The organism is Labrys okinawensis (genome assembly GCF_002982075.1).
Lineage (GTDB): Bacteria > Pseudomonadota > Alphaproteobacteria > Rhizobiales > Labraceae > Labrys > Labrys okinawensis_A.
Genome location: NZ_PUEJ01000005.1, coordinates 457,578 through 483,541, shown reverse-complemented (window position 1 = coordinate 483,541; position 25,964 = coordinate 457,578). Strand labels below are relative to the sequence as shown.

At 62.5% G+C, this 25,964-nt stretch carries 28 protein-coding genes; 5 read left to right on the top strand and 23 right to left on the bottom strand.

Features of this window, described 5'->3' with window-relative positions; all coding sequences use genetic code 11:
* Positions 1-14: 14 nt before the first annotated feature.
* The 6 genes from C5L14_RS15920 to C5L14_RS15895 form a co-directional block, all read right to left on the bottom strand.
* Complete coding sequence (locus C5L14_RS15920; RefSeq protein WP_105863012.1) at positions 15-491, bottom strand: DUF4279 domain-containing protein; 477 nt, start codon at positions 489-491, stop codon at positions 15-17.
* Positions 492-509: 18 nt separating this feature from the next.
* Positions 510-1,220 carry a riboflavin synthase subunit alpha gene (locus C5L14_RS15915; RefSeq protein ID WP_105863247.1) on the bottom strand — a complete coding sequence of 237 codons (711 nt, stop codon included), beginning with the start codon at positions 1,218-1,220 and terminating at the stop codon, positions 510-512.
* 218 nt (positions 1,221-1,438) lie between these two features.
* Positions 1,439-2,608: an ABC transporter ATP-binding protein gene (locus tag C5L14_RS15910; RefSeq protein ID WP_105863011.1), complete on the bottom strand. Its 1,170-nt coding sequence runs from the start codon at positions 2,606-2,608 to the stop codon at positions 1,439-1,441.
* Positions 2,609-2,618: 10 nt separating this feature from the next.
* A complete protein-coding gene (locus tag C5L14_RS15905) occupies positions 2,619-3,443 on the bottom strand; it encodes a carbohydrate ABC transporter permease (protein ID WP_105863010.1) in 825 nt (274 codons plus the stop codon).
* A complete protein-coding gene (locus C5L14_RS15900) occupies positions 3,436-4,392 on the bottom strand; it encodes a carbohydrate ABC transporter permease (RefSeq protein WP_428832630.1) in 957 nt (318 codons plus the stop codon). Before C5L14_RS15900 ends, C5L14_RS15905 begins: the two co-directional genes overlap by 8 nt.
* A gap of 194 nt (positions 4,393-4,586) precedes the next feature.
* Positions 4,587-5,861, bottom strand: coding sequence for an ABC transporter substrate-binding protein (locus tag C5L14_RS15895; RefSeq protein WP_105863008.1), 1,275 nt, complete (start codon positions 5,859-5,861; stop codon positions 4,587-4,589).
* Positions 5,862-6,147: 286 nt separating this feature from the next.
* On the opposite strand from C5L14_RS15895, the gene C5L14_RS15890 reads away from it, so the two are divergent.
* Both C5L14_RS15890 and C5L14_RS15885 read left to right on the top strand, forming a co-directional pair.
* Entirely contained in the window at positions 6,148-7,188 is a 1,041-nt protein-coding gene (locus tag C5L14_RS15890; protein ID WP_181161195.1) for a questin oxidase family protein, read from the top strand.
* Positions 7,188-8,378 carry an amidohydrolase family protein gene (locus tag C5L14_RS15885; protein WP_181161194.1) on the top strand — a complete coding sequence of 397 codons (1,191 nt, stop codon included), beginning with the start codon at positions 7,188-7,190 and terminating at the stop codon, positions 8,376-8,378. Before C5L14_RS15890 ends, C5L14_RS15885 begins: the two co-directional genes overlap by 1 nt.
* A gap of 66 nt (positions 8,379-8,444) precedes the next feature.
* Here C5L14_RS15885 and C5L14_RS15880 read toward each other — a convergent pair whose 3' ends face one another.
* The 6 genes from C5L14_RS15880 to C5L14_RS15855 all read right to left on the bottom strand — a co-directional run bounded on the left by C5L14_RS15880 (position 8,445) and on the right by C5L14_RS15855 (position 11,792).
* On the bottom strand, positions 8,445-9,044 hold the full coding sequence (locus C5L14_RS15880) for a YdeI/OmpD-associated family protein (RefSeq protein WP_105863005.1): 600 nt from the start codon (positions 9,042-9,044) through the stop codon (positions 8,445-8,447).
* A gap of 19 nt (positions 9,045-9,063) precedes the next feature.
* Positions 9,064-9,774, bottom strand: coding sequence for a 2'-5' RNA ligase family protein (locus C5L14_RS15875; RefSeq protein ID WP_181161193.1), 711 nt, complete (start codon positions 9,772-9,774; stop codon positions 9,064-9,066).
* Between the two features lie 109 nt (positions 9,775-9,883).
* The gene (locus tag C5L14_RS15870) at positions 9,884-10,297 is read right to left on the bottom strand and encodes a GFA family protein (protein WP_105863003.1); all 414 of its coding nucleotides are present in this window, start codon (positions 10,295-10,297) and stop codon (positions 9,884-9,886) included.
* A gap of 15 nt (positions 10,298-10,312) precedes the next feature.
* Positions 10,313-10,780: an SRPBCC family protein gene (locus tag C5L14_RS15865; protein ID WP_105863002.1), complete on the bottom strand. Its 468-nt coding sequence runs from the start codon at positions 10,778-10,780 to the stop codon at positions 10,313-10,315.
* Positions 10,777-11,106 carry an ArsR/SmtB family transcription factor gene (locus C5L14_RS15860; protein WP_105863001.1) on the bottom strand — a complete coding sequence of 110 codons (330 nt, stop codon included), beginning with the start codon at positions 11,104-11,106 and terminating at the stop codon, positions 10,777-10,779. Before C5L14_RS15860 ends, C5L14_RS15865 begins: the two co-directional genes overlap by 4 nt.
* 287 nt (positions 11,107-11,393) lie before the next feature.
* Positions 11,394-11,792: a winged helix-turn-helix transcriptional regulator gene (locus C5L14_RS15855; RefSeq protein ID WP_105863000.1), complete on the bottom strand. Its 399-nt coding sequence runs from the start codon at positions 11,790-11,792 to the stop codon at positions 11,394-11,396.
* A 121-nt stretch (positions 11,793-11,913) separates the two neighbouring features.
* Between C5L14_RS15855 and C5L14_RS15850 the strand changes: the two genes are divergently transcribed.
* Entirely contained in the window at positions 11,914-12,792 is an 879-nt protein-coding gene (locus tag C5L14_RS15850; protein WP_105862999.1) for an SDR family oxidoreductase, read from the top strand.
* A gap of 248 nt (positions 12,793-13,040) precedes the next feature.
* Here C5L14_RS15850 and C5L14_RS15845 read toward each other — a convergent pair whose 3' ends face one another.
* The gene (locus C5L14_RS15845; protein ID WP_105862998.1) at positions 13,041-13,514 is read right to left on the bottom strand and encodes a methyltransferase family protein; all 474 of its coding nucleotides are present in this window, start codon (positions 13,512-13,514) and stop codon (positions 13,041-13,043) included.
* Positions 13,515-13,536: 22 nt separating this feature from the next.
* Positions 13,537-14,433 carry an NAD(P)/FAD-dependent oxidoreductase gene (locus C5L14_RS15840; RefSeq protein WP_105862997.1) on the bottom strand — a complete coding sequence of 299 codons (897 nt, stop codon included), beginning with the start codon at positions 14,431-14,433 and terminating at the stop codon, positions 13,537-13,539.
* Positions 14,434-14,470: 37 nt separating this feature from the next.
* Between C5L14_RS15840 and C5L14_RS30380 the strand changes: the two genes are divergently transcribed.
* Both C5L14_RS30380 and C5L14_RS15830 read left to right on the top strand, forming a co-directional pair.
* Positions 14,471-14,716: a hypothetical protein gene (locus C5L14_RS30380; protein ID WP_181161192.1), complete on the top strand. Its 246-nt coding sequence runs from the start codon at positions 14,471-14,473 to the stop codon at positions 14,714-14,716.
* Positions 14,713-15,360 carry a TetR/AcrR family transcriptional regulator gene (locus C5L14_RS15830; RefSeq protein WP_105862996.1) on the top strand — a complete coding sequence of 216 codons (648 nt, stop codon included), beginning with the start codon at positions 14,713-14,715 and terminating at the stop codon, positions 15,358-15,360. The genes C5L14_RS30380 and C5L14_RS15830 overlap by 4 nt, the downstream gene beginning before the upstream one ends.
* 401 nt (positions 15,361-15,761) lie before the next feature.
* Here the strand turns inward: C5L14_RS15830 and C5L14_RS15825 are convergent, their stop codons facing one another.
* The 9 genes from C5L14_RS15825 to C5L14_RS15785 form a co-directional block, all read right to left on the bottom strand.
* Positions 15,762-16,520 carry a hypothetical protein gene (locus C5L14_RS15825; protein ID WP_105862995.1) on the bottom strand — a complete coding sequence of 253 codons (759 nt, stop codon included), beginning with the start codon at positions 16,518-16,520 and terminating at the stop codon, positions 15,762-15,764.
* Between the two features lie 2 nt (positions 16,521-16,522).
* Positions 16,523-17,056 carry a hypothetical protein gene (locus C5L14_RS15820; protein WP_105862994.1) on the bottom strand — a complete coding sequence of 178 codons (534 nt, stop codon included), beginning with the start codon at positions 17,054-17,056 and terminating at the stop codon, positions 16,523-16,525.
* Between the two features lie 106 nt (positions 17,057-17,162).
* Positions 17,163-17,924, bottom strand: a complete 762-nt coding sequence (locus tag C5L14_RS15815; protein WP_105862993.1) for a hypothetical protein — start codon at positions 17,922-17,924, stop codon at positions 17,163-17,165.
* 529 nt (positions 17,925-18,453) lie between these two features.
* Entirely contained in the window at positions 18,454-20,019 is a 1,566-nt protein-coding gene (guaA, locus tag C5L14_RS15810) for a glutamine-hydrolyzing GMP synthase (protein WP_105862992.1), read from the bottom strand.
* A 94-nt stretch (positions 20,020-20,113) separates the two neighbouring features.
* Entirely contained in the window at positions 20,114-20,647 is a 534-nt protein-coding gene (locus tag C5L14_RS15805; RefSeq protein WP_181161191.1) for a hypothetical protein, read from the bottom strand.
* A 230-nt stretch (positions 20,648-20,877) separates the two neighbouring features.
* Positions 20,878-22,167 carry an RsmB/NOP family class I SAM-dependent RNA methyltransferase gene (locus tag C5L14_RS15800; protein WP_105862990.1) on the bottom strand — a complete coding sequence of 430 codons (1,290 nt, stop codon included), beginning with the start codon at positions 22,165-22,167 and terminating at the stop codon, positions 20,878-20,880.
* A gap of 127 nt (positions 22,168-22,294) precedes the next feature.
* Positions 22,295-23,791, bottom strand: a complete 1,497-nt coding sequence (gene guaB, locus C5L14_RS15795) for an IMP dehydrogenase (protein ID WP_105862989.1) — start codon at positions 23,789-23,791, stop codon at positions 22,295-22,297.
* A gap of 399 nt (positions 23,792-24,190) precedes the next feature.
* Positions 24,191-25,408: an LL-diaminopimelate aminotransferase gene (locus C5L14_RS15790; protein WP_105862988.1), complete on the bottom strand. Its 1,218-nt coding sequence runs from the start codon at positions 25,406-25,408 to the stop codon at positions 24,191-24,193.
* Positions 25,409-25,544: 136 nt separating this feature from the next.
* The gene (locus C5L14_RS15785; RefSeq protein ID WP_105862987.1) at positions 25,545-25,922 is read right to left on the bottom strand and encodes a hypothetical protein; all 378 of its coding nucleotides are present in this window, start codon (positions 25,920-25,922) and stop codon (positions 25,545-25,547) included.
* Positions 25,923-25,964 lie beyond the last annotated feature (42 nt).

Here is a 25,964-nt window from a genome sequence, read left to right as displayed (position 1 = left end):
CGGGTGCGAAAGCTTCAGTTTTGAGGAACAGCGAAGACCTCGATGCCGAAATCTAGGCCAAGCTCGACTAATTTAGCCAATGTCCGCAGCGGAATTTCATCGCCGAAGTAGCCATCGCCAAGAAACTCGACGATGATCCACGTCCTGCCGCCACTTTCCCTCAGGCTAAGCAGAAAGGCTTTGTGGGGAAGGAGGCGATCAACCAGTTCTTCGACACGACTGGCGAACCATTGCTTTTCGACATGATGCCGCTCGCTATAGCGCCAACTGGTGTCCGGGTAGACGCCCGGCAGTGGCGCGCCTTTTGGAGTCTTACGCGCATCTCCAACCCGACTCTGGATTTTCGGCTCAAGTCCGACCGCAGCCGTGATTTCCGCTGGATCGGTGCTTGGATGTTTGATGAAGAGTTGGAGCTCGAACCGCCGTTGCGTCTCTCCTTCAGAGTCCGCTCCGTCTTGCTTTCTCCCACCGAAGGGCACGATGTTAGACACTGTCCGCCCCTTCGAGCCTCAGCCCTTGCCGATCTGGCGCGGAACCTGCATGAAATCCTCGAGGTTGAGGCCCTTTTCCGCGAGCAGGGCTTCCAGCACTGGCTGCAGGCGTCCCAGGCTCTCCTGCACGGCATCGCGCACGGTATCGACCACCACCTGGGTGTCGCGCTCGATCTCGATATTGAGTCGGTCGCCGGCCCGCTTGTCCTCGAACACGGTCATGCGACGGGTTTCGGGGATGAGCCAGACTTCGAACCAGCCTTCCTTCTTGTCGACTTCGGACACGGTCAGGCTGGCGCCATTGATGGCGATATAGCCCTTGGCGAAGACGTAGCGCACGAAATCCGGCGGGATGGCGATGCGGATGACCTTGTTGCCTTCCGAGGTGCCCACGGATTCGATGGTGGTGGAGAAATCGACATGCCCCGAAATCGGATGGCCGCCGATTTCGGCTCCGTCCTTGGCGGCCCGCTCGACATTCACGCGATCGCCGGCGACATAGTCGGCCAAAGTAGTGATCTTCAGGCTCTGCAGCATCACATCGAAGGTTGCCGTCTGCGCCGAGAGCAATTCAGTCACCGTCAGGCAGACACCGTCCACCGAGACGCTGGCGCCAATGGCGAGCCCTTCGCTGAAGCCCTCGGGAAAGCGCAGCGTGAAAGTGCGCAAGCCGTCATGGTCCTTGACGGCGTCGATGGTGGCGACGCCCTGAATGATGCCTGTGAACAAAGAAGAGGTCCTGTCAATGAAGCCGGAGGCCAAACGATGTATGGCCGCCTGGCCGGCAATATTTCCGTCATTGCGAGCGTGGCGAAGCAATCCAGAAACCGCCTACCATAAAACTGGATTGCTTCGCTGCGCTCGCAATGACGAGCTTAAATCATAGATAGGCATGGTTGGGAAAGCCGCCAAGCGCGAGCACCTTGCCAAGATGGCTTCCGATGATCTCAGCGGATCGCCAGCTGGCTTGCCGGATCGAAGAAATGCAGGCTGTCGGCCTGGATCCCGATCTTCACGGCATCGCCGGCCTTGCGCCTCGTACTGACGGGCGCGCTGATGCGCATGCGGGTGGAAATTGCGACCGGCGCGCTTTCGTCCAGTTCGTCCAGCCCTGCGCGCCTCTGCTCTGCGTCCGTCCCGGGCTCGACGAGATCGACATGGATGAGCAGGCTCGCCCCCAGATCCTCCTGAAAAGCAATGCGGGCGGAAAGCGCCTCGCCTTCGCTGTCGGTCAGGAACAGGTTCTCCGGCCGGATGCCGACCACCACCTCGCGATCACCCTGGCTCGCAAGCCCGGGCCTCTCCTGCACGAAAGCAGCCGGCAAGGGCAAAACGAGGCCCGGCAGAGCAACTTCCATCCCCTGCCCGCCTCGGCGCAGCCGGCCAGGCAGCAGATTGATCGGCGGCGCCCCGATGAAGGTGGCGACGAACAGATTGACAGGCCGGTCGTAGAGCTCGCGGGGCGGCGCCAATTGCTGCAGCACGCCAGCATTCATCACGGCCACGCGATCGCCCATGGTCATCGCCTCGACCTGGTCATGCGTCACATAGACCGTGGTGACCCCGCTTGCCCGCTGCAGGCGGGCGATCTCGGCGCGCATCTGGCCGCGCAGGCGGGCATCGAGGTTGGACAAGGGCTCGTCCATCAGGAAGGCGGCGGGCTCGCGCACGATCGCCCGCCCCATGGCGACGCGCTGGCGCTGGCCGCCGGACAACTGCCCGGGACGGCGGGAAAGCAGCTTGTCCAGCTCAAGCATGGCGGCGGCGGCCTTCACCTTCTCCTCGATCACCTCGCGCTTCTCGCCGCGCACCTTGAGGGCGAAGCCGACATTGTCGGCGACGGAAAGATGCGGATAGAGCGCATAGCTCTGGAAGATCATCGCCACGTTGCGCTCGCGCGGCGACAGGTCGTTGGCCACCTCCGTGCCGATCGAGAGCGTGCCGCCGGTAATGGTCTCCAAACCGGCGATCATGCGCAAGGCCGTGGACTTGCCGCAGCCCGACGGGCCGACCAGCACCAGGAACTCACCGTCGGCGATGTCGAGATCCAGTTTGTTCACGGCCAGATGCCCGTCGGCATAGGCTTTGCTGACCTGGGAAAAGCTGATTGCGGCCATGGCAGAACCTTCAATGGGCCGACTTGGTCAGGCCCTGCACGAAATAGCGGTTGAGCAGGATCATCATCAAGACGATGGGAAGAGTGGAGAAATGCGCCAGCGCGCCGAGCGTGCCCCAGGAAATGTCCTTGGTGCCATAGGCCGAGAGCAGCGCCACCGAGATCGGCTTGCTGTCGGCCCGGGTCAGGAACATCGAATAGAGGAAGTCGTTCCAGGAGAACATGATGCAGAAGATGGCGCTGGCGATGATGCCGGGCACAACGGACGGCAGGGCCGTGAACAGGAAGGTGCTCCAGTCATTGCTGCCGTCCGTCAGCGCCGCTTCCTCGATCGAGACCGGCGAGGCGCGGAAATAGGAGAACATCATCCACACCACGAAGGCGCTGTTCAGGGCCGTGTTGAGCAGGATCACCGCCCACCAGGTGCCGAGCAGGCCGATATCACGCATCATCAGATAGAAGGGGATCAGGGTTGCCACCGGGGGCACGGTGCGGATGGCCAGGAAGAAATAGGCGAGCCACACAGCTTTCGGATTCTTCGAGCGGGCCAGGGCATAGCCGGCGGGAACGCCCAGCAGCAGCGAAAGCAAGGTCGAGCCGATCGAGATGATCAGGCTCGATTTCACCAGCGACCACAGGTCGAACAGCCGGAAGACGTTTTCGAAATTCGCGAAGGTCGGCTCAAAGAAGAGCTGCGGCGGCGTGGTGAAGATGTCCCTCGCCGGCTTGTAGGCGGTTGCGAACAGCCAGACGATCGGAAAGAGCGCGATGGCGAGAATGACGACCAGGGCGGCGCGCCTTGCCCATAATCCCCTATCGGCAGCGGCCTCACGCATTGCGATTCCTCGCCGGCCTGACCAGGAAGATGAACATCACCGCCATCACGCCGATGCAGGCGGTGATCAGATTGCTCACGGCCGAAGCACGGCCGATATTGAAGAATTCCAGTCCCTGCTTGACCCCATGAATCATCAGCGTGGTGGTGGCGTCGCCCGGCCCGCCGCTGGTGCTGACATAGATGATGTCGAAGACACGGAAGGCATCCATCATTCTCAGCACCAGGGCCAGGAAGGCCGCCGGGAGCAGGAGCGGCAGGATGATCAGGGCGAAGCGCTGCGCGCTGGTGGCGCCGTCGACCTGCGCCGCCTCGAGGATATCCGTCGGCAGGGACTTGAGGCCCGCCAGCAGGATCAGCGCCATCAGGGGCGTCCATTCCCAGACGTCGACGGCGATCAGGGTCGGCAAAGCGAGCAGCGGATCGGCGAGCAGGCCTCTGGGCCCGGAGATACCTGCTTCGGCCAGGAAATAACCGAGCACGCCGTAGTCGGCATTGAGCATGGCCTTGAAGATCAGCCCGACGACCAGCGGCGTCACCGTGGCCGGGATCAGCAACAGGCCGAGGACGATGCGGTTGAACAAATCGTCCCGCCAGAGCAGCAGGGCGATGCCGAGCCCGAAGACGAATTCTATCGTAACAGCACCGATGGTGAAGACGAAGGTATTGATCAACGCCTGTCGGGCGGTCTTGTCGCTCCACAGGGCGATGTAGTTGTCGAGCCCGACGAAACGCCGGCCTGCCGGGCGGACAAGGCTATATTCCTGGAAGGAATAGAAGATCCCCTGGGCCATCGGCCAGACGGCGATCGCCAGCACATAGAGTATGGCGGGAGCCGCCAGCAGGATCAGGAAAAGCTGGCGCTTGCGTGCGTAGGACAGGCGCCGGGGCCGCGCCCTCGCTGGAGAGCCGCTTCTCGCGAGACTCGTTGAACTGCTTTCCAAATCCAGGCTCTCCGGAATCGTCGGCGACAAGACAGGCGCCAGCATGATCGCGCCGCCCTCGATGGCAATGCAACCTTGCTTGAACAGGCTGTAAGGGCGTTTTTCCCGGGTGCGCGGAGGTCCCGTCCGCGCTTGAAACCCCTCCGTTTGCGGAAAGGAAGAGGCGGACGGAGCATCCGCGCACCCGGATAACCAGCGGTTCAGAACAGCTTTTCCGCCTGGGCCTGCGCCTCGTCCAGGGCCGTCTTGGGATCGGCATTGCCGACCAGCACGCCGTTGACGGCCGAGCCGATCAGATCCTGCAATTCCGGATATTGCGGAATGCGCGGCCGGAAATCGACATTGCCATGTTCGAAGGAGGTGGCCAGCACGGGCAGGAAGGGGAACTTCGCCAGGAGGTCCTTGTCGGTCATCTCGCTCTTGCGCAGATAGCTGCCGGCGCCGCGCAGATTGAATTCCTTATGCACGGCCGGGCTGGTGATCCATTTGATGAAGGCCCAGGCCGCCTCCTGCTTGCGCTTGTCGATGTCGGCATTGATGCCGAGCCCCCAGCCGCCGATGCCGTATTCCGGCTGCTTGCCGGTCCGAGCCGGCGTCAGCATGATGCCGACCTTGCCGACCACCTTGGAGATCTCGGGATTGTCGTAGCCGGCGGCGCCGATCGACCAGGTCTGCATGTTCGCAACCATGCCCTGGCGGAAACTCTCCTCGCGCGCGCCCCAGTCATAATCGGCCGCGCCGGGCGGTGCCGCCTTGTCAAACAGCTTCTTGTAATCGATGACGCTCTGCAGGTTGGCCGCCGAATTGAGCGTGGGCTTGCCGTCAGGCCCCAGGATCGAGCCGCCGAGTTGGAAATTGTACTGCATCCAGTCTTGCGCTACGGCGGGGCCCTTCTGGCCGTTGGCGACGAAGCCGAAGGTCTTCTTCGCCGGATCTGTCAGCTTGATCGCAGCGGCGATATAGTCTTCCATCGTCGCCGGCGGCTTCAGGCCGGCGGCCTCGTAGAGGTCCTTGCGATAGGCGAGCACATTGGCATAGCCGGCGAAAGGAAAGGCGATCTGTTTGCCCTTGTAACCTCCCAGGCCTTTCATCAGGCTGGGATAGATGTCGTCCACCTTGATCTCGGCAGCATCACGCTTGATCCAGTCGGTGAGGTCGACGGTGTAGCCGGCCTCGGCGAACTGCCCCGACCAGACGATGTCGGTGGTGGCGATGTCGTAGCCCTTGGTATGGCCGACATAATCGGCCGTGATCTTGGTCAGCAATTCCGGATAGCTCAGGATCTCGACATTGACCTTGGCGCCGGTGGCCTTTTCGAAATCCGGCGCCATCGCGGCCAGGATCACCGCGAACTGGTCGTTCTGCGATGCCAGGTTGAGCGTGACGCCCTCGAAACGCTCCTGGGCCTGCGCCGCTCCCGCAAACACCAGAAATCCCGCCAGCATGAGAGAGCAGCATTTTGCCGTCATGTTCATCGTGGATCCCCTTCGTTACACCCTCGCAACCGGGAGGCTATCATTGCATTTTTTACGCGCAATCAGAATGTGAGAAATTCGAGCACACTCAAACATATTTTCGCAACTTGATGAGAAGGCGGCGCCGAACATTCGCAATATCGAACAAATTATTACATAATTTTGTTTGGTTTGTTGCATCCAGCCCTTTTCTGCCCCGCGCGGACAGGGTAGATTCCAGCTGCGGCCGCGAGCAACCAAAAGGTTCCTCATGCCCCGCAGAGCAGGACCGGATGGGGAGGGTTCGATGTCGGCACCGCAAGAAGCGGACAGGAAGGACGATGCGCTCGCCCGTGCCATCGGCTGGTCGCAGCAGTGGAGCGCCGAATTCCCCTATAGGCTCGCCAATCATCTGCCGATGATCCTGGTCGCCATGCAGCGCATGGGCGCCGATGACCGGAGACTGGAAGAATTCTGCGAGATCTACCGCGTCCAGAACGGCCTCGTCCCCGTGCCCGCTCCCAAAGAGACGATCTCCCGGGAAAACTGGCGTGACGCCCTGGGTGATCGCGAACGGGAAGGTGACTATCGCAAGTTCTTCCAGGGAGAGGTCCGGCGGCTCGGTGCCACGCCGGCCGCCCGGCTCTATTTGCCGGTCCTGTTCGACGGCTTTGCCGCCAGCGCCATGCATGCCTTCATGCGCATGGCCTACGCCACCTTGACGGACAATGACGAGGAAACCGCCATCGCCCTCGCCTATTGGGCCGCGACCTATCTCGATCTCGGCACGGGCCGGGGTGAAGCCGGTACAACCGATGACCCTGTCGAAGTGCTGGCCTACATGTATAGGCCTTCCTCCTTTCGCCATATCGTCACAGAATGCGACCTGCTCTGGCACAATATGCGCGCCGTCGCCGCCAAGCCGGAATTCGCGCCCGTTCACGACATGCTGGCCATCGGCCCCGATACCATGGACCGCTTCGCCCGCCTGTCGCTGGCGCTCTTCGCCGCGACGGGCGATTTTTCCCTCCTGCATGCCCTCACCGGCACGCATTGGCTGCGCATGATGGCGCCGCGGTCGCCAGACCCGACCGTGCCGATGCGGCGCTTCTGGCAGGCCATCGCCTCGCTCATACCGAAGATCGGCTTTCCCGACTTTCCGGCGGCCGAACATGTCGAAGAATGGCGGCGGCAGAAAGTGCCGGACTGGCCGGAGATTTTCGCCGAAGCCATCAGGCACGACGACGAGCACGATCTCAGCCTCAGTTTCTCCGCCTCCGAGGAATTCAAGCTTTATCGCGATCCCCTCTACAACTACGTTGCCGCCAAACGCCTCGGACTGATGTGATGCTGCTTGCTGACGCCACCCTGCCGGACGGACGCCGGGCGGATGTTCTCATCGCCGACGGGCATATCGCTTCGATCGAGGAGCCCCGCCCCCGATCGAGCGATCCGGATCGGCGCGATCTTGCCGGAGCCCTGCTGCTTCCGGCCTTCATCGATGGCCATATCCACCTCGACAAGACCCATATGGGCGCTCCGCTGGTGCCGCATGTGCCGGGCGAAAGCGTGCGCGAGCGTATCGCCGCCGAACGTGTCGCCCGGCATGCCGTGCCTCTGCCCGTCGAGGCGCGCGCCACCAACCTTCTGCGACGCCTCGTCGCCAACGGCACCACGCGGGTACGCAGCCATGTCGACATCGACAATGACGTGAAACTCGCCAATCTGGAGGCCCTGCTCGCCGTTCGGGAACGATGGAGGCCTTGGGTCGACATCGAGATCGTCGCATTTCCCCAGAGCGGCGTCATGAGCGAGCCCGGTGCGGCCGACCTCCTCGATGCCGCCCTCGCCGCCGGTGCCGACCTGATCGGCGGGCTCGATCCCGCTGGTTTCGACCATGACGTGCCAGGCCAGCTCGACATCGTCTTCGCCCTCGCCGAAAAACACGGCAAGGGGGTCGACATCCATCTGCATGACGGCGGCGAAACCGGTGGCTCCGAGTTGCGCGACATTGCCAGCCGCACCGAGGCGCTCGGCCTGCAGGGGCGCGTCGTGGTGAGCCACGCCTTCGCGCTGGGCGATCTGTCGCCCGAGAGCTTCGCCCGAACCGCGGATGTCCTGGCGCGCGCCGGCGTGGCGATCATGACCTCGAGCCCGGCCGCCGTGCCGGTGCCGCCGGTGAAGGCGCTGCGCAGCCACGGCGTCACCCTTTTCGCCGCGTCCGACAATATCCGCGACTGCTGGTCGCCCTTCGGCAATGGCGACATGCTCGATCGGGCCGCAATCGTCGCGGCCCGGCAGGAATTCTACACCAATCAGGATTTGCGCCTGGCGCTGGACCTCGCCACCCTCGAGCCGGCCAAGGCGCTCGGCATTGCGGGTTACGGCCTGGCACCAGGCGCGCCGGCCGATCTCGTCGTGATCGACACGCCGAGCGTCGAGGAGGCCGTGATCAACCGCCCGCCCCGCAAGCTGGTGCTGCGGGGTGGCGTCGTCGTTGCCGAGAGCGGTGTCGTGGTCGAGGCACTGCCGATCTGATACGGGATCGCCTAGAGCTCGACCCGTCATACTCGGCCCGGTCCTACATCCGCAGGCGCTGCCGCCTCATTTCCTCGGTTGCGGATGGATCGTCTCGCCGCGCTTGAGCATGGCGACAAAGGTCTCGATCTTTTTCTTCCGCCCGGCCTCGGTCTTGGTGTTGTGCATGCGAAAGGCGAGTGCGAAACGGTTCTGCGCGCTGAGCGTGCCCAGCATCTGCAGCGCATCCGGCTCGGCTTCGATCGCGGCCTGGAGATCGGCGGGAATTCTGAGATCCTTGCCGCTCTCATAGGCCCGATCCCAGCGGCCGTCCGCCTTGGCGGCCTCCACCTGCTTCAGCCCATGTTCGGTCATGCGCCCCTCGGCGACCAACCGGGCGACATTGTCGACATTGATCCGGCTCCAGATGCTCCTGCGACCGCGCGGCGTATAGCGCTGCAGGAAGCTGCGCTCGTCGAGGGCCTTGCGCACCGCGTCGATCCAGCCCCAGCAGAGCACGACGTCGATCGCCTCCTTGGGCGTGATCGAGGCAAGGCCCGAGCCCACCTTGTGGATCTTGATCCAGACTTCGCTTTCGCTGTCGTGATGGTCGCGGAGCCAGGCGTAGAAGCTCTCGGCATCCGCGAATTCATGGACCTTGGCGGGATCGACGGTGACGGGCGGCATCAGGGTTCCTCACGCTGGGTCAATGCAGGAGCGGCTTGGGTTCCAGGAGCGGCCAGCGCTTGATGATGCGATATTCCGTCTTCCCCACCCTGCTGTGAACCAGGCAAAAACTTGCGATGTGAATGGGGATCGGGTCGATCCGCTGTTCCAAAACTGAACGTTCGCCATAGGACAAGGTCAGATGCGGCGTGAAGTCAGGAAAGGCGCGGATGCCGACCTTGGTCATGGCCGCGCCTAATGTTTCATGAAGTTCGACCAGACCCGGCCCTTCTCCAAGCAGGACGAGGGGATAGCGCAGGGCCCTACCCGGCTTCGGGAACGCACCAAAACTCTTGAGTGCGTTGAGGGTTATCTCGAAAGCAGGCAAATGGACGAGTTCGCCGGCCAACTCCGCGGCGTAGCTACGCGATGACTTGAGACGCTTGAAGTCGCCGATATGGTGGAGCGAGACATGAAAGCGATCCTGTCGCAACATGCTGCCGCGAAAATGGTTCGCTTCGAAAAAACTCCGCCTGAACTGTTCGATCCGGAAAGCGTCCTCCGCGCCGGGAAACACCGCGAAGAACAATCTCTCGCCCCGTACCGGCCCCCGCGGTAGCTCGCCATAGAAGTCAAACGCCAATTGCATGATGACCTCGCGTTCTCCATCGGCACTCTTAGTGCTTAGAACAAAAAGAGAACAATGGTCAACTGCATCGTGTTTGGTTGTAAAGCGGCTGATAGCCGTCATCATAATGCTGCGCGGTGTGCCGATCTCCAGATCGGCATTTCCCTTCTGGCAAGCTCGGCGTTTCCACGATGGTCGATCTGGAGATCGACCCACCTGACGAGCGCCACGCTCAGCGCGGCGGCATCTTCTCGAATTTCGGCAGGGCTGAATCGAGATGGTCCCAGGCATATCCCCCGCTGGTATAGGTCACCGCCTGCGGCTTGTAGCGGTCTGGCTCGTCGAGGCTCGCAGCGCGGACTGAAAAGAATTGCGGCATGGACGAGAAGGTCAGATAGACCGGCGATCCGCAGGTAGGGCAGAAATAGCGGGTCTTCCTGACGCCGCTGTCGGCCACCATGTCCCAGGGGCGGCCTTCCCCGGACAGGGTCACATTCTGCCGCGGAAAGGTCAGATGGGACTGGTGGCCCGTGCCGCTTTCGCGCTGGCAGTCGCGGCACTGGCATTCATTGCTGAACACCGGTTCGGCGGTGATCTCGTAGCGGATCGCGCCGCAGGCGCATCCGCCGGTATAGGCCTTGTTCATCTCGTTCCCCTCGCCTCAATCCTTGCTGCCAGCCACGACGGTGCCGAGGTTGCGCAGGACCTTCTTCCAGCCCTCGCGCATATTCCTGAAGGCAGTCTCGTTCCTGGGCATGACGAAGCCGGAATGGACGAGGCGGACCCGCGTCCCGCCCTTGGCGGCCTCCAGCGTCCAGGTCACCACCGTGTCGAGGCGCGATCCGTAGCCAGCATTGCTCTCGTCACCGCCCTGCCAGGCATAGGCGAGGCGTTCGTTCGGCTTTACGTCCAGCACCCTGCAATGGATGACGCCATCCCAGGCGCCGGCCGGCGTGGTGCGAAAGGTAAAACGCTGTCCTTCCACCGCGGCGAAATCGGCGGGCGCCATCATCCAGCGGGCGATGAGATCGCCCGAGGTCAGCGCCTTCCAGATGGTTTCGGGTGCATGCGGGAAGATCTCGTCGACCACGATCGCCTGCGTATCCGGCTTAAGGGCTTGATCATTCACGGATCGATCTCCTTCAAAAGGGTTCTGAGATTGGCGAAGCGCTGGCGCCAGAACAGGCTGTAATGGCTCATCCAGTCGGCCAGCGGTTCGAGGCCGCCGGGCTCGGCGCGGTAATAGACCTTCCGCCCTTCCGGGCGTTCAGCGACGAGCCCCGCCTGTTTCAACGCCTTGAGGTGCTGGGAAACCGCCCCCTGCGTGACGCCGCTTCCCTGCGTCAGTTCCGCGACGGTGATCTCGTCGCATCCGACGATCCGCTCGAACACGGCTCGCCTCGTCGGATCCGCCAGGGCCCGCATCACGGCATCGATCATGGTCGCTTCGCTCATGCGCAATTAATTAGCAAAGACTAATGAATTAGTCAATGCTAATGTATCAAGGATGCGCTTGTATGACTCGTCCGCACTCGGCTCTGTGCTATGACGCCATTCGATGCTCGGCGGTTTACCGATGGCAGCCGAAACCCGATCTTGCGCCCGCCCCCGCGCCTTACTTGCTTTCCGGCTTTGCTCTTCGGCCCAAATTAAGCGTTCTTTCCAGGTCCGATGGCGATGGGAATGCCCCCTCTGCTTCAACCCCACCGATCAGTTGCGGGACCTCCTGCGTGGACGCCCCCTCAAGCTTCCTTCCGAAACTCCGCCCGGGCTTTGTCGATCGCCGGGAAGTGCTCGAAGGCCCAGTCCACCATCGCCGAAAGCGGCAGGAGAAAACTGCGCCCCAATGGCGAGAGCTTGTACTCGACGCTTGGCGGGGTGGTCGGGAACACAGTCCGCTCTATCAATCCGTCGGCCTGCAGGTCGCGCAGCGTCTGGGTGAGCATGCGCTGGGAAATGTCGCCGATATCGCGTCGCAATTCCCCGAAGCGATAAGGCCGTTCCGCCAGCGCCGAGAGGATGAGCACGCTCCACTTGCTGGCGATCTGGTCGAGCACGCCGCGCACGGGGCACTGGCTCGCGTCGGGATAGGTCCGGCGCGCTTCCTGCATGTTCTCCTTGAAGCTGAGCCCTGGCCGCATGGTGGTTCTCCGAAGGTAACTATGGGACCGAAAACTGCCGTCTTGTCTCTTCAGCGATGGTTACTAACCTAAAGCTGCTCTCAAAACGAGACAAACAATCAACCTGATTATGGAGTATATGATGTCCCTTCCCACCCTCTTCGTGTCGGGCGCGGGCGGCAAGCTTGGCCGGCTCGTGATCGAGGCGCTGAAAAGCCGCGACTATGCCGGCAAGATCGTCGCCGGCACGCGCGATCCCGCAAAGCTCGCAGGGCTTTCCGGCGTGGAGGTGCGGCATGCAGATTTTACCGACAAACCCGGTCTCGTCGCATCGCTCCGGGGCGTTGACCGCTTCCTCATCATCTCCACCGACCAGATCGGCGACCGCCTCCCGGCCCATCTCACTGCCGTGCAAGCGGCTAAGGAAGCGGGCGTGAAGGAAATCTTCTACACCTCGATGCCCAATCCGGAGGCGCCCTCCGAGATCCCCTTCGCCCATGAGCACCTCGGCACAGAGGACGCCATCAAGGCCACAGGCATCCCCTACACCATCGTGCGCATGGGCTGGTACATGGAGAACCTGCTGGGCACCCTGCCGAACAATCTCGCATCCGGCCAGTGGTTCACCTCCGCGAGTGGCGGCAAGACCAACCATGCGGCCCGTCTCGATTGCGCCCATGCCGCCGCGGGTGCACTGCTCAGGGGCGCCGAGAACAAGACCTACACGGTCACCGGCCCCGAGGCGTTGAGCAATGCCGAGATTGGCGCACTCGCCAGCGAAGTCACCGGCAAGCCGCTGAGCGTGGTCGAAGTAAGCGACGAGCAGCTCGCTGGCGGCGCCAAGGCCGCCGGCGTGCCGGATTTCGTCGTCGACAACTTCCTCTTGCCGTTCGAACGGTTCGCCCGCGCCGGCAAGGCCGCCTTGCTCACCGATACCGTCGAAGCGCTCTGGGGCGGGAAGCCGGTCTCTATGAAAGAATTCCTCAGCGCCAACAAGGCCGCGCTGACGCGCGCCGCCTGATCAGCCAAGCCGGCGCCGCGGCAGCACCATCCCTCTCCATTTGCAGGTGAACTGGATACCGCCGGCAGTGCAAACTGGACACTCCCGGCAGCATAAACCGGGCACCTGCCCCCCGCTCCGAGGGCGCGACTGCACGGTTCAAGGTGCAATGTCGCGCCTCACTTGCTGAACTTTTCCCGGAAAGGGGCGCGGCAAGGAAGTCGATGCCGGTTTGTCGGAAGGCCCCGCGGGCGGCAGCGGCGGAATAGTCAGAGCCAGCGGCGAACCTCGGTCTTGTAGTGGCGGTAGTCGTCGCCGAACTTCGCTTCGAGATAGCGCTCCTCGCGGGCGATCACCTGCGTCTGGATCGCGATCAGCACCACCGGAAGCAAGGCCAAGGCGATCGGCCCGTCGAAGCCGATCGCAAGGCCAGTATAGATGACCGCCATGCCGAGATACATGGGATTGCGGGTCCACCGATAAGGACCGGTCGTTGCGATGAGGGTCGTTGGCTGCGACGGCGGAACATTGGTGCCCAGCCGCCGGAACAGCCCCGCCGCCGCAAGCATCAACGCCGCGCCTGCAACGAACAACAGCGCGCCCGCCGCGACCAGCAACCGCCAGTCGATGCCGAAAGAGCGCAGGGAGACGAACCGCTCCGCCGCCAGCCCCAACAGCAGCGCTCCCAGATAGACGAAGGGCGGAGGGAAGCGCACGCCCGCACTGTCCGGTTCGACGGCCATGCTCATCCTCCAATCCGCGCTGTCAAACCAGCATCGACTGCTGGGCAAAGATACCCGCTATCGCGCCGTGCGATGATGCCAGGGTGACCGATGGCGGCGTAAGGGGGTTGGCGAGGTCACCGGCGGCGTAGATGCCGGGTATGCTGGTTTCGCGGCGCTCGTCGACCTTGAGGATGATGCCGAGGGGCGTATCGACCGTGGCAAGGCCCAGTGATTGATGCAGGCTTGCTGACGGCTTGTTGCGCGGATGCGCGAACAGGATGTCGACCGCGACATTGGAGCCGGAATCGAGCTTGACGGTGGCGTCATGGCCCCCGTGATTGACGATCTCGATGATCCGGCCATCGACGACTGGTGTGTTGCGGCGCGCCAGGTCGGCCCGGATATCGGGCGGAATGTCATGACCATCGGCGAAGACCGTCAACCTGTCAGTCCAATCGTGGAACAGCCTGACCTGATTGTGCGACTGCCGGCCGGACCAGACGAGGCCCCAATGCTGGCCGGCGACTTCAAAGCCGTCGCAATAGGGGCACGGCACGATCGACTTGCCCCAGCCTTCGGCAAAGCCCGGAAGATCAGGCATCTGGTCGGCGACGCCATAGCTCAGGATCAGGCGGCGCGCGCTGAGGCTTTCACCATCGGCAGTGAGGACGGAGAAATCGTCGATGACGCCGGAGATGCCGTCGGCCCGGGCATTGACTAGCTTGATGGTGGGATAGCGCGCCAGCTGCTGCCGCGCCTCGGCCAGGATGTCCAGCGGCGGCTTGTGATCGTGACCGAGGAGACCATGCGAGCGGCCGGCGAAGCGGTTGCGCGGCAGGCCGGTATCCAGAACGGTGACCTTGCGGCGGGCGCGGCCGAGCTGCAGGGCGGCGGCGAGACCGGCAAAGCTGCCGCCGATGATGATGACGTCATCCATGGTGATGGGCTCCGAGTTGTAGAGAGAGGGGGTCGGGTTGGGCCTGACACGTGATATCGTAGAGCGATACGCGCTCGAGACAGGCAGCGAGCAGGGCTTCGGCATCGGCGAGAAAGTCGCCCATCACTGTGTTGACCGACCGGACGATGCCGCAGTCGATATCGCCGGCGCCCCGGATTTGGAGGACATGATTGAAACCCACCTACTGGCTTGCACATTTCAGATACTGAGTGGTATCGTAATGCAAACATTAGGATACTGTCAAGTACTGGAAATGCCGTGACCAAAAACAGCCAGGGCCGGCGCGGCCGGCCTGCCAACGAGGCGCTTGGCCAAACGATAGTCGACGCAGCGTACGAACTCTTTGTGGAACTGGGTTTTCAAGCGACGACCTTGGACAAGGTCGCCCAGCGGGCGAAGATATCCAAGCTCAGCATCTATCGGCACTTCGAGAACAAGGAGGCGCTGTTCAGCGCGGCCATGGCGGCCCGCTGCCATCAGTTCGCGCCGCAGGCTCTTTTTGAAGGCGTCGAGGGATCGGCCGAAGATCAGCTCATGGCGGCGGGATCATCCCTGCTTCGCACGCTGCTGAGCCCGGACGTCCGCAGTGTCGAAGCCATGGTCATGGCCGACAAGACGAATCAAAAATCGTTAAGCAAGCTCCATTACGAAGCCGGCCCCGCCCATGTCATCGCGCAAATCGAGGCCCTGTTGCGTCAGCTGCACGCGAAGGCGGTTCTGAACGTGCCCGATCCTCGCCGGTCCGCCCGCTTGTTTGCCGCGCTTTTCAAAGGATCCGATCTCCTGATTATCGCACGCTTCGATGAGGCGAGAGCAGAGGACGACACCGAAATTGAATCCTATTGCCGGTCGGCCGTCGCCATGTTCATCGCCGCGCACGGTGGCAACGGCCAGGCAGGCGAATAAGCATGTGATTGCTCCTGGCAGCTTGGCTGGGGATCGTCGTCAGGGCACATCATCAAGCCGCCTATCGCAGCCGTTTCCCCTCACTCCCACTCGATTGTTCTCATCAGGCATGCTGCACTAATTTGTAAGCACAAAGATTTTCTTCGCCCCGAAAACTCCCGTCGCCCGAACCGTCAGATGTACATGGCTTTTGATTTCAAAGGAGAATTTGGCAGTTTGGGGAATTTCCCGCTTCCGGCGACTATCGACATCAATCGATCGATTTTCGTCGTGCCCGCGATCAGTACCGCACCATTAATAAGGCCAAAAACTACCGTCGGAATCGCATGAGATCCCCTTAGCGAGGGATCCCTACCTCGTCGGCACCATCGACCCAGGGCCATTCCTTACCGTAGCGACATCTACGCGGCCCGAGCCGCAAGCAGGCGACGAATCTCTTCCACAGCAGCCAGATAGCCACTCTGGGTCAGGCGGTATCCGCCCTTTGCGCTTCCGTGCGCCAGCTTTTCGTTATGAAGGTCGCGTAGCCGGTTGCGAACAGTGGTCGCCCCACGGCGGCTGAGGCTACTCAAGGCATCTTTCACGCCAAGTGGATCGGGATAGTGGCTGTGCAGCAAGAGAAGCAACTCGACTCGCACGGAGACGTCCGCCAAGACGATCCGAGTTCCGCTGATCTCTTCCACAAGTGTGCCGACTGGAGCTTGGACCAAAGCGATAAGGTTGCCCGCCTCTTGTGCGGTCAGGCCTGAGGCCTGCCTCAGAAGCTCGGAGAGCACCCACGAACTGGCAGCGTGCGCGAAAGCCAGATCAATGGTGTTGGGCTCAACCGCTCCCTTGTGCGCGACGTTCCGTTTGTTGCGGAGAGTGTACATCGCGCGGCCAATCCGTGCTGCGCAGATTCTCAGGTCCTCTGGCAGTTTGGTTTGGCCTTCGACGTGCTTGCTGAAGTAGGCGTCCACCTCTGGCTTCGCGTCGTACTTGCCCGTGGCGATATGCTGAAGGCACTGGACCAGCGTCTCAACGAATTTGCCGGGTGAAGCCCGTTCAAGCGTCTGGGTCGCGGCGTCCTGTCTGATTTTGATGAAATCGGCGACAAGCTCTGTCGCAAGCGTTGTGCTCACGAGAGGCGAAATCGCCGCGGCTAGGCGCGAAGCATCCAAGGTCAGGCCTTTCCGCAGATCATCGTGTCCACTGCCTTGAGACCTTCGTGTGTGATCCTGAACTTCTTACGGGCCTGTCTGCTGGTTCCGGATTTGCGAAGCTGGATCGCCAGTGCCGGTTTTGTCGATTTCAATTCTTCAAGGGCAGCGGTAATATTACTGACGCCGTGCCCAAGATGCTTGAGTTCAGTATTGATACTTTGGGACTCGAAATCGTCGATGCCTTCGCTCTTCTTGAGCCAATAGCCTACTACAAGAGCCTTTTGCCCGTTCGTTTGGGGATCCGCCGCCGCGAAAAGTTGGGCCAGAGAATTGAAGCTGACGGTGCCGTTGGCAGGCGTAAATTGTTGCTGGACGCTGCCGTCATCAGACCCTTCGTTCTCATCCTTGTGGCCGGTCTTTCGTGAGCGCATCGGCGGCATGTCGTAGCGACCTATGACCCAAGTAATCACACGCTCCCTGGCGTCTGCCGCCAGTGGTTCGAGCGCACTCAGTAAAGTCTGCATGGCCTGCAATTCAGGATCAACAGCCGTCATGCTCTTCCCCCAAAGTTCAACTCGCCATTAAGTAGGGACCAATGAGAATTAGTTCAAAGTGCAAGGCAAGCTACAAGAGGCTTGATGTGAAGCGTTGCACAATTCTCTAGCCCTTGGCCTTCGTTTGATACACCCACAAATGCTTGCCGTTGACGTCCTGTTTGTTGCGCGAAAGCGCCTTATCTCGCACACCGGCCAAGAGGTATTTTGGGATGCTGGTGCGCGGAATCAGAATGGCCTCTTCATGGAAGCGGGCCTGAACGTCCGCGAGAGTCTTTGGCTTGTCGAAGAAGCCCTCGGCAATCCATCCACTGAAAGTCTGCTTGAGATCACCGCCACTGGCGCTCTTTCGCTTCTTTTGTTCCTTGGTCGCCGGCGTCCCGCCTGCTTCGCCCGGGTTGCCGTTGGCCAACTTCTCAATCGAATCCGTCGCGGTGGTCTTCGCCTTCTTCGTGGTCTTGCGGCCTCGGACAGGCGCGGGCGCATCCCCGGCGCGCGCGTCCAACTCCCGTTGGATAGCGCTAAGACTTGAAGCGCGCACGGAATAGCCGGCCCCTTTGGATACCACTAGATGGCGATCCTTAAGGTCTTTCAGCGTGGGCCGTAGACTGCCGCCGGGAATACCAAGCTTGTCCTCCAGATCGGCGGGTTTCGTTTCCGTCACCACCGGATTGTCCACGACAAAGCTCCAACCCTCGATTGCCACTAGATACACGAGGATTTTCCCCTTGTTGCCCAATGAGGCGAATTCGGGGGTGAAGGCTATTTCCCTCTCGTCCGGGTCATAGCGGACGTAGTTTTTGATGATCTGCTCGATCGCGTCTTCAGCCAGAGCCGACCTCTGTGCAATTAAATCCTTGAGCGCCATATCTCGCTCCTCGAAACGGATACACAGATACACGAATACACGTTTCTCTGCGCAAGTGTCTAGAGGCGAACGCGCGAAACGCCAAACATCCGCAGAAATTGCGGCCAACTGCCATCGATTAGCAGGTGGCTCGAGAGCCGGGTCATTGACGGTGAGCCGTTGCGCTAGGCGCCTGACGGTTTACGGCGCGGGTCAGGGACAAATCCGAACGGACATCCTCTTGTTCAAACGGAAAATGGCGTGCGGCGTTGGTTGGAAAACTACCGTCACGCCCAACAATTCAACCTGACGGTAGTTTTGTCCGTCGTTCTTTGCAGCCCATAAACTACCGTCAGAAACACCGTCAAGAAAATTTGCTGCCGCCAGCTAGTTTTCGCCATGCGAGAGGCGTTCCTCGAAAAATCAATAGCTTAGCAAAGCGAGGCAACCCAATTGACAATCTGCCGCAGATAGTCCCCGGGCCAGCCCGTAACCCCCTATTTTTCCGACGCTATTTCCCTCCAACACCCTCCAGGGTATCCCACGCCCCTCACTCCCACTCGATCGTCCCGGGCGGCTTGCTCGTCACGTCGTAGACCACGCGGTTGATGCCCTTCACTTCGTTGATGATGCGGGTCGCCGCCCGGCCGAGGAAGTTCATGTCGAAGGGGAAGAAATCGGCGGTCATGCCGTCGACCGAGGTCACGGCGCGCAGGCCGCAGACGCTGTCATAGGTGCGGCCGTCTCCCATCACGCCGACGGTGCGCACCGGCAGCAGCACGGCGAAGGCCTGCCAGATCTTGTCGTAGAGGCCGGCCTTGCGGATCTCGTCGAGATAGATCGCGTCGGCCGCGCGCAGCGTGTCGAGCTTTTCCCGGGTGATCTCGCCGGGAATGCGGATGGCGAGGCCCGGCCCCGGGAAGGGATGGCGCGCGACGAAGGCTTCCGTCAGGCCGAGCTCGCGCCCGAGCGCCCTGACCTCGTCCTTGAAAAGCTCGCGCAGCGGCTCCACCAGCTTCATGTTCATGCGCTCGGGCAGGCCGCCGACATTGTGGTGCGACTTGATCGTCACCGAGGGGCCGCCGGAGAAGGAGACGCTCTCGATCACGTCGGGATAGAGCGTGCCCTGGGCCAGGAACTCGGCCGGTCCTTCACCTTTTCCTGCGATCTTGCGGGCCTCCTCCTCGAAGACCTCGATGAAGAGGCGGCCGATGGTCTTGCGCTTCACTTCCGGATCGGTGACGCCGGCAAGCTCGCCGAGGAAGCGCTCGGACGCATCCACATGCACCAGGGGAATGTTGTAGTGCTCGCGGAAGAGGCCGACGACCTGCTCGGCTTCCCCGGCCCGCATCAGGCCGTGGTCGACGAAGACGCAGGTGAGCTGGTCGCCGATCGCCTCGTGGATCAGCACGGCCGCCACGGAGGAATCGACGCCGCCCGACAGGCCGCAAAGCACCCTGCCCTTGCCAACCTGCAGCCTGATCTTCTCGATCATCTCGGCCCGATAGGCCGCCATGGTCCAGTCCGACTCGATGCCGACGATCTTCTGCACGAAGTTCTTCAGGAGCTTGCCGCCATCGGGCGTATGCACCACCTCCGGGTGGAACATGGTGGTGTAGTAACGCCGCTCCTCGTTCACCGCGATGGCGAAGGGGGCGTTCTCGGAGGTGCCGACCACCTTGAAACCGGCGGGCAGTTGGGTGACGCGGTCGCCATGGCTCATCCACACCGGATAGCGCTTGCCCGGCTCCCAGAAGCCCTCGAACAGCGGGCTCGCCTCCAGGATCTCGACATCGGCGCGCCCGAATTCGGCGGCATGGCCGCCCTCGACCTGGCCGCCGAGCTGGGTCGCGAGAGTCTGCTGGCCATAGCAGATCGCCAGGATCGGCACGCCGGAATCGAACACCGCCTGCGGCGCGCGGGGGCTGCCCGCCGTCGTCACCGAGGCTGGCCCGCCGGAGAAGATCACCCCCTTCGGCTTCAGCTTCTCGAAAGCCTCGGCGGCGCTCTGGAAGGGATGGATCTCGCAGTACACCCCGACTTCTCGCACGCGGCGTGCGATCAGCTGGGTGACTTGAGAACCGAAATCGATGATGAGGATGGCGCTGTGTGTCATGGCAGGGAGGTAGTCGACCGGAGCTTTCGATGCAACCGAGGGAATGACGTTTTATTGCGAATTCGCAAAATAATAGAGCTATCAAAGGCGAGTTTTATGCAAAATCGACAGTGAACATGACTACCGTGAGGCTCAGTCCGCGCGGACCTGCCTGGCACATCCCCTTCGCTTCCAGGTTCTCGCGCACCCAGCCTGCATACGCCTCCGGCTGCATAACCTTCACTTCGATGGTCATGGCCTCGAACCCCTTGCCGGAGGTTTTCGTGGCACCTCCCATAAAACGCCCCGGTCTCGAAGTGTCCAGCCTGGCCACGTTCAGCCGGCCGGGAATGCCGTCAACCTCGATCCCGAGAGCCGGAACGCTCCATTCGTGGATGACGTCCTCGGAAGTCACCATGACATCGACGCTCTGCCCGAGCGGCACCGCCAGCGGTCCCGTGACGATGCAGGCCCCGGCCTGTTTCTCCTCATAGGGGGTCCGGTATTCATACTGCCAGGCAAACTGCCGCCCGGTCGCGGTGATCGAAAAATCGGCCGCTTCCGCCGTTTCCGAAGCATGAAGCAGTCGGAGGGCCTCCAGGAATTTCAACAACGGCAGAGCGCGGAATTCGCCTATGAGCTTCAACATGGGCGTCTCACCCGCCGCAGCCGGTTCGTCTGCCTGCGCTTGCCCCCCGTTGCCCGCCCACGCGCTCTGTGCAGCGGCAAACCAAGCAGCGAGCACAAGACCCAGTAAAAAATGGCCAGCCCTGTTTGTCATGCCCACCGCTCCGCCAGCGCACTCACGCCATCCTACGCATCGCGACCAGTCGAACAAGGACGAGACGGTGCCGTGGCGCCCATCTCCCCACCGAGAGATCACTTCCGATGCAGCAGGGCGATGAAGAAGCCATCGGTGCTGGAGCGATGGGGCGAGAGCTGCAGGCCGGTGCCGCCCGACGAACCGAAACGCGCGAAGGCCGAGAGCCCGGCGCCCTTGGCCAGTTCCGGCAAAGGCGCGGCAGTGAAATCGGCATGATCGGCCAGGAAGGCCTTCACCGAGGCATCGTTCTCCTCCGGCAGCACGGAGCAGGTGACGAAGACCAGGCGCCCACCCGGTTTCACCGCCCTGGCCCCTGCCCTCAGCACCGCGGCCTGGTCCTTCTGGCGGTCGGCCAGGCTCGAGGGGCGCATGCGCCATTTCGTATCCGGGTTGCGGCGCCAGGTACCGCTTCCCGAGCAGGGCGCATCCACCAGCACCAGATCCATGCGGCCATCGAGGTCGTCGATTGCCAGGCCTCCTCGCGGTGTGCGGACCTGGACGTTGCGAACGCCTGCCCTGGTCAGCCGATCGTGGATCGGGGCTAGGCGGCGCTTGTCGCTGTCGGTGGCGAAGATCTGGCCCTTGTTCTCCATGGCCGCCGCGAATTCCAGCGTCTTGCCGCCGCCGCCGGCGCACAGATCGAGCACCTGCTCGCCCGGCTTGGCGGCCGCGACGAGGCCGGCCAATTGCGAACCTTCGTCCTGGATCTCGAACCAGCCCTTCTGGAAGCTCTCCTCGGCCTGGATGGCCGGGCTGCGGCCGTCAGGGCCGAGCGGCACGCGTACGCCCCAGCGCGACAGCGGTGTCGCACTGGCGTGGAGCGGCTCGAGTTCGGCGAGGAGCTTGTCCCGCGAAGCCTTCAACGTGTTGACGCGCAGATCCACCGGCGCGCGCTCGGCCAAAGCCCGTCCCTCGGCAATGGCGTCCTCGCCGAAGGCCGCCTCGAAGGAAGACCACAGCCAGTTCGGAACATCCGCCTGGATATCGGGCGCCGCCTGCTCGAGCTTGCGTCCGGCCAAGGCCTTGCGCTCGCCCGCCGTCAGCGGCTCCGGTGCAAAGCGCTCGCCGGTGAACAGTGTGTCGAGCGTTTCGACCGTTTCGCCGCGCTGCAGGACCAGCATGCCGATCAGCGAGGCGCGCGGTGTCTCGCTGTCCATCAGCCAGCGTGCCGAAGCGCGGCGGCGCAGGGTGTCATAGACCAGTCCTGCCAGCGCCGCCCTATCGCCCGAACCGGCGAAGCGATGCGAGAGCCCCCAATCCTTGAGCGCATCGGCGGCGGGACGGCGGCGGGCTTCGATATCGGCCAGGACTTCGATGGCGGCGGACAGACGGGCGGAGGGGGTCAAGGATCACCTGGAGCGCGGACTCTTGCCCGCTCTTGGAAACGTGGCATTTGTAAAAAACAAGAGGCGGACGTCGCCGCCACATTGAACGTGGTTCAATGTGGCTGTTGTCCGCGCCCCCCGGGAAGGATCAATTCCGTCCCGGATAGTTCGGGCTCTCGCGGGTGATGGTCACGTCATGGACATGGCTTTCGCGCAGGCCCGCATTGGAGATGCGCACGAACTTGGCGCGTTCCTGGAAATCGGTGATCGTCTCGGCGCCGACATAGCCCATCGAGGCGCGCAGACCGCCGGCGAGCTGGTGCAGCACGGCCGAGACCGGCCCCTTATAGGCGACCTGCCCCTCGATGCCCTCCGGCACCAGCTTCATCGAATCCTTGATGTCGGCCTGGAAATAACGATCGGCCGAGCCGGCGGACATGGCGCCGATCGAGCCCATGCCGCGATAGGATTTGTAGGAACGGCCCTGGTAGAGATAGACCTCGCCGGGGGTCTCGTCAGTGCCGGCCAGCATCGAGCCAACCATGGCGACGGAGGCGCCGGCGGCGATCGCCTTGGCAAAATCGCCCGAGGTCTTGATGCCGCCATCGGCGATGACAGGCACGTCGTGCTCGCGGGCTGCGTTGGCGGAGTCGATGATGGCGGTGAGCTGCGGCACGCCGACGCCCGCAACGATGCGGGTGGTGCAGATCGAGCCCGGGCCGATGCCGACCTTGATGGAATCGGCGCCTGCCCCGATCAGGGCCCGGGTCGCCTCGCCGGTGGCCACATTGCCGGCCACCACCTGGACGGAATTGGACTGGCGCTTGATACGCGAGACCGCATCCAGCACCTTCTGCGAGTGGCCATGGGCGGTATCGACCACGATCATGTCGACCCCGGCATCGATCAGCATTTCGGAGCGGGCATGACCGCCATCGCCGACGGTGGAGGCAGCGGCGACGCGCAGGCGCCCCTGCTCGTCCTTACAGGCATTGGGATGGAGCGTGGCCTTCTCGATGTCCTTGACGGTCATCAACCCGACGCAGCGATAATCCTCATCGACCACCAGCAGCTTCTCGATGCGATATTGGTGCAGCAGGCGCTTGGCCTCTTCCTGGGCCACGCCCGTCTTCACGGTGACCAGGCGCTCCTTAGTCATCAGTTCGGCCACCGGCTGGTCGAGCTTGTCGGCAAAGCGCACGTCGCGGTTGGTGAGGATGCCGACCAGGATGCCCGGGACGCCCGGTGCCGCGCCGGTGACGACCGGAATGCCGGAGATGCGATGGCGCTTCATCAGGGCGAGCGCATCGGCCAGCGTCGCCTCCGGCGGAATGGTGATCGGGTTCACCACCATGCCGCTCTCGAAACGCTTGACCTGGCGGACCTGCTCGGCCTGCTCTTCGGGGGTAAGATTGCGATGGATCACGCCGATGCCGCCATTCTGCGCCATGGCGATCGCCATGTTCGCCTCGGTGACGGTGTCCATCGCCGAAGCCAGAAGCGGCAGGTTGACGGAGATGGAACGAGTGACGCGCGAACGGATGTCGGCCTGGGCCGGGAGCACCTCGGAGTGCCCGGGCGTCAGCAGCACATCGTCAAAGGTGAGCGCTTCAGGGAAAAGCGATGAATCAACGATGCGTGTCATTGCCAACTCTCAATCAGTAAAAGCGGAATCGATCCGGCTTCGGGGGGCTGGAATCCGTGCCGCCGGAGCTGGGTTGGCGCGATCGTTTACCATTTGAAATCGACGAGGGAAAGACAGGCAGTCGTCTTTTTACTGCCTGTCAGCCATGCATTTTTAGGTATCGTTGTGCCGGTCTTCAGAGACTGAGCCATAGAACTCGACTTTTTGTCATTGCCGGGCTTCGTCGCGGCAATTCAGAGCCGTAATCTTAGGTGGTAGCGGTATCAGTGGCCCGGGATAAAACCAGGGCATGACAAAGAGAGAGCTTTTCGCTGCTCGGTTTGCCTTTATTGGGTCAGTCTCTTCGGAACGGCTTGGAATCTCACGCTCGGTCAGAAGACCGGCACACCAAAGCACCCGTCATGCCGATTTCGTCAGCGGCAGCACATTGTGCAAAGTCTGGTCGGCACCGTCCATGAACTTGCGGATGTTGCGCGCCGCCTGACGGATGCGCTGCTCGTTCTCAACGAAGGCAATGCGCACGAAATCGTCGCCATGCTCGCCAAAGCCAATTCCCGGCGCCACCGCGACGGACGCCTTCTCGATCAGCAGCTTGGAGAATTCCACGGAGCCCAGCTCCTTGAACTTGGGCGGGATCGGCGCCCATGCGAACATCGAGGCCGGCGGGATCGGCACGTCCCACCCAGCGCGGGCAAAGCTCTCGACCAGCGCGTCGCGGCGCTTGCGATAGGTCTCGCGCATCTCGGCGATGCAGTCCTCGGGTCCGTTCAGCGCCGCGGCGGCAGCGACCTGGATCGGGGTATAGGCGCCGTAATCGAGATAGGACTTCACGCGAGCGAGCGCGGCGCAGAGCCGCTCATTGCCCACCGCAAAGCCCATGCGCCAGCCCGCCATCGAGAAGGTCTTGGACAGGGTGGTGAATTCGACGGCGACATCCATCGCCCCAGGAATCTGCAGCACGGACGGTGTCGGCTCCGAGCCGAAATAGATTTCCGAATAGGCGAGGTCCGAGAGCACGAACAAGTCGTTCGCCTTGGCGAAGGCGATCAGGTCCCGATAGAAATCGAGGCTGGCCACGCAGGCCGTCGGGTTGGCGGGATAGGAGACGATCACCGCGATAGGCTTGGGGATCGAATGCTTCACCGCCCGCTCGGCCGAGCGGAAGAAATCCTCGTTCGGCTCGGCCGGCACGGAACGGATGACGCCGCCCGCCATCAGGAAGCCGAAGGCGTGGATCGGGTAGGACGGATTGGGACACAGCACCACGTCGCCGGGCGCGGTGATGGCGGTCGCCATATTGGCGAAGCCTTCCTTGGAGCCGAGCGTGGCGACGACCTGCGTGTCTGGATTGAGTTTCACACCGAAGCGGCGGGCGTAATAATTGGCCTGAGCCTTGCGCAGGCCCGGAATGCCCTTGGACGCCGAATAGCGATTGGTGCGCGGCTTCTGGGCCGTCTCGATCAGCTTGTCGGTGATGAATTTCGGAGTGGGCAGGTCGGGATTGCCCATGCCCAGATCGATGATGTCTGCCCCCTGCCCGCGTGCTGCCGCCTTCACCCGGTTGACCTGCTCGAAGACATAGGGCGGCAAACGTCGGGTTGAGTAAAAGTCGGACATGACGGTGCTTTCGCGCGACGGCGCATTCAGGGTTGCGGGGACCGAAGCTCTAAATCATTTCGATGAATGATGGCAAAAGAAATGCCAAAAATCTGCGCCCGCCCCGAAAAATCGATCTACGGCAACGCGATACCAATCATTGCGGCGGGAAGAAGCCGACATGCTTGCGCTGGGATGGCGGCACGCGCTTCTGGGCCACCTTGCGATTGGCTTGCGCACGCGCCTTGAGTTCCTCGGGACTCGGCTGCCGCCCTGGCGTCGCCAGCAGGCTGGCCTCCAGCGCCTTGCGCTCGCTCATGGAGAGAATCTGGTCGCTGCGCGGCGGCGGCAGAGCGCCGATCCGCGGATAGACATTGGGCTGGCTCGCGCGGGATTGCGTCACGAAGGGTTGAGGTGTCGGCAAGGGACCCGATGTCAGCCCGAAGCGTTTGCTGGTCTGGCCGGAGCCTCCGGCACAGCTGGCAAGCCCGATGCCGGCCAATGCGGCGACGACGAGGAAGGAATGGATCCGCATGACGTTCTCGCAATTTCTCCCCCCTCTTATAGAGCGCCGGCC

Coding starts and splice junctions, on each gene's coding strand:
- C5L14_RS15840 (WP_105862997.1), bottom strand. CDS start 14,433: ATGGATGACGTCATCATCATCGGCGGCAGCTTTGCCGGTCTCGCCGCC.
- C5L14_RS15820 (WP_105862994.1), bottom strand. CDS start 17,056: ATGACGGCTGTTGATCCTGAATTGCAGGCCATGCAGACTTTACTGAGT.
- C5L14_RS15855 (WP_105863000.1), bottom strand. CDS start 11,792: ATGCGGCCAGGGCTCAGCTTCAAGGAGAACATGCAGGAAGCGCGCCGG.
- C5L14_RS15805 (WP_181161191.1), bottom strand. CDS start 20,647: ATGTTGAAGCTCATAGGCGAATTCCGCGCTCTGCCGTTGTTGAAATTC.
- guaB (WP_105862989.1), bottom strand. CDS start 23,791: ATGACACGCATCGTTGATTCATCGCTTTTCCCTGAAGCGCTCACCTTT.
- C5L14_RS15890 (WP_181161195.1), top strand. CDS start 6,148: ATGTCGGCACCGCAAGAAGCGGACAGGAAGGACGATGCGCTCGCCCGT.
- C5L14_RS15895 (WP_105863008.1), bottom strand. CDS start 5,861: ATGAACATGACGGCAAAATGCTGCTCTCTCATGCTGGCGGGATTTCTG.
- C5L14_RS15910 (WP_105863011.1), bottom strand. CDS start 2,608: ATGGCCGCAATCAGCTTTTCCCAGGTCAGCAAAGCCTATGCCGACGGG.
- C5L14_RS15845 (WP_105862998.1), bottom strand. CDS start 13,514: ATGGCCGTCGAACCGGACAGTGCGGGCGTGCGCTTCCCTCCGCCCTTC.
- C5L14_RS15860 (WP_105863001.1), bottom strand. CDS start 11,106: ATGAGCGAAGCGACCATGATCGATGCCGTGATGCGGGCCCTGGCGGAT.
- C5L14_RS15790 (WP_105862988.1), bottom strand. CDS start 25,408: ATGTCCGACTTTTACTCAACCCGACGTTTGCCGCCCTATGTCTTCGAG.
- guaA (WP_105862992.1), bottom strand. CDS start 20,019: ATGACACACAGCGCCATCCTCATCATCGATTTCGGTTCTCAAGTCACC.
- C5L14_RS15870 (WP_105863003.1), bottom strand. CDS start 10,297: ATGAACAAGGCCTATACCGGCGGATGCGCCTGCGGCGCGATCCGCTAC.
- C5L14_RS15815 (WP_105862993.1), bottom strand. CDS start 17,924: ATGGCGCTCAAGGATTTAATTGCACAGAGGTCGGCTCTGGCTGAAGAC.
- C5L14_RS15785 (WP_105862987.1), bottom strand. CDS start 25,922: ATGCGGATCCATTCCTTCCTCGTCGTCGCCGCATTGGCCGGCATCGGG.
- C5L14_RS15850 (WP_105862999.1), top strand. CDS start 11,914: ATGTCCCTTCCCACCCTCTTCGTGTCGGGCGCGGGCGGCAAGCTTGGC.
- C5L14_RS15905 (WP_105863010.1), bottom strand. CDS start 3,443: ATGCGTGAGGCCGCTGCCGATAGGGGATTATGGGCAAGGCGCGCCGCC.
- C5L14_RS15880 (WP_105863005.1), bottom strand. CDS start 9,044: ATGCCGCCCGTCACCGTCGATCCCGCCAAGGTCCATGAATTCGCGGAT.
- C5L14_RS15885 (WP_181161194.1), top strand. CDS start 7,188: ATGCTGCTTGCTGACGCCACCCTGCCGGACGGACGCCGGGCGGATGTT.
- C5L14_RS15875 (WP_181161193.1), bottom strand. CDS start 9,774: ATGACGGCTATCAGCCGCTTTACAACCAAACACGATGCAGTTGACCAT.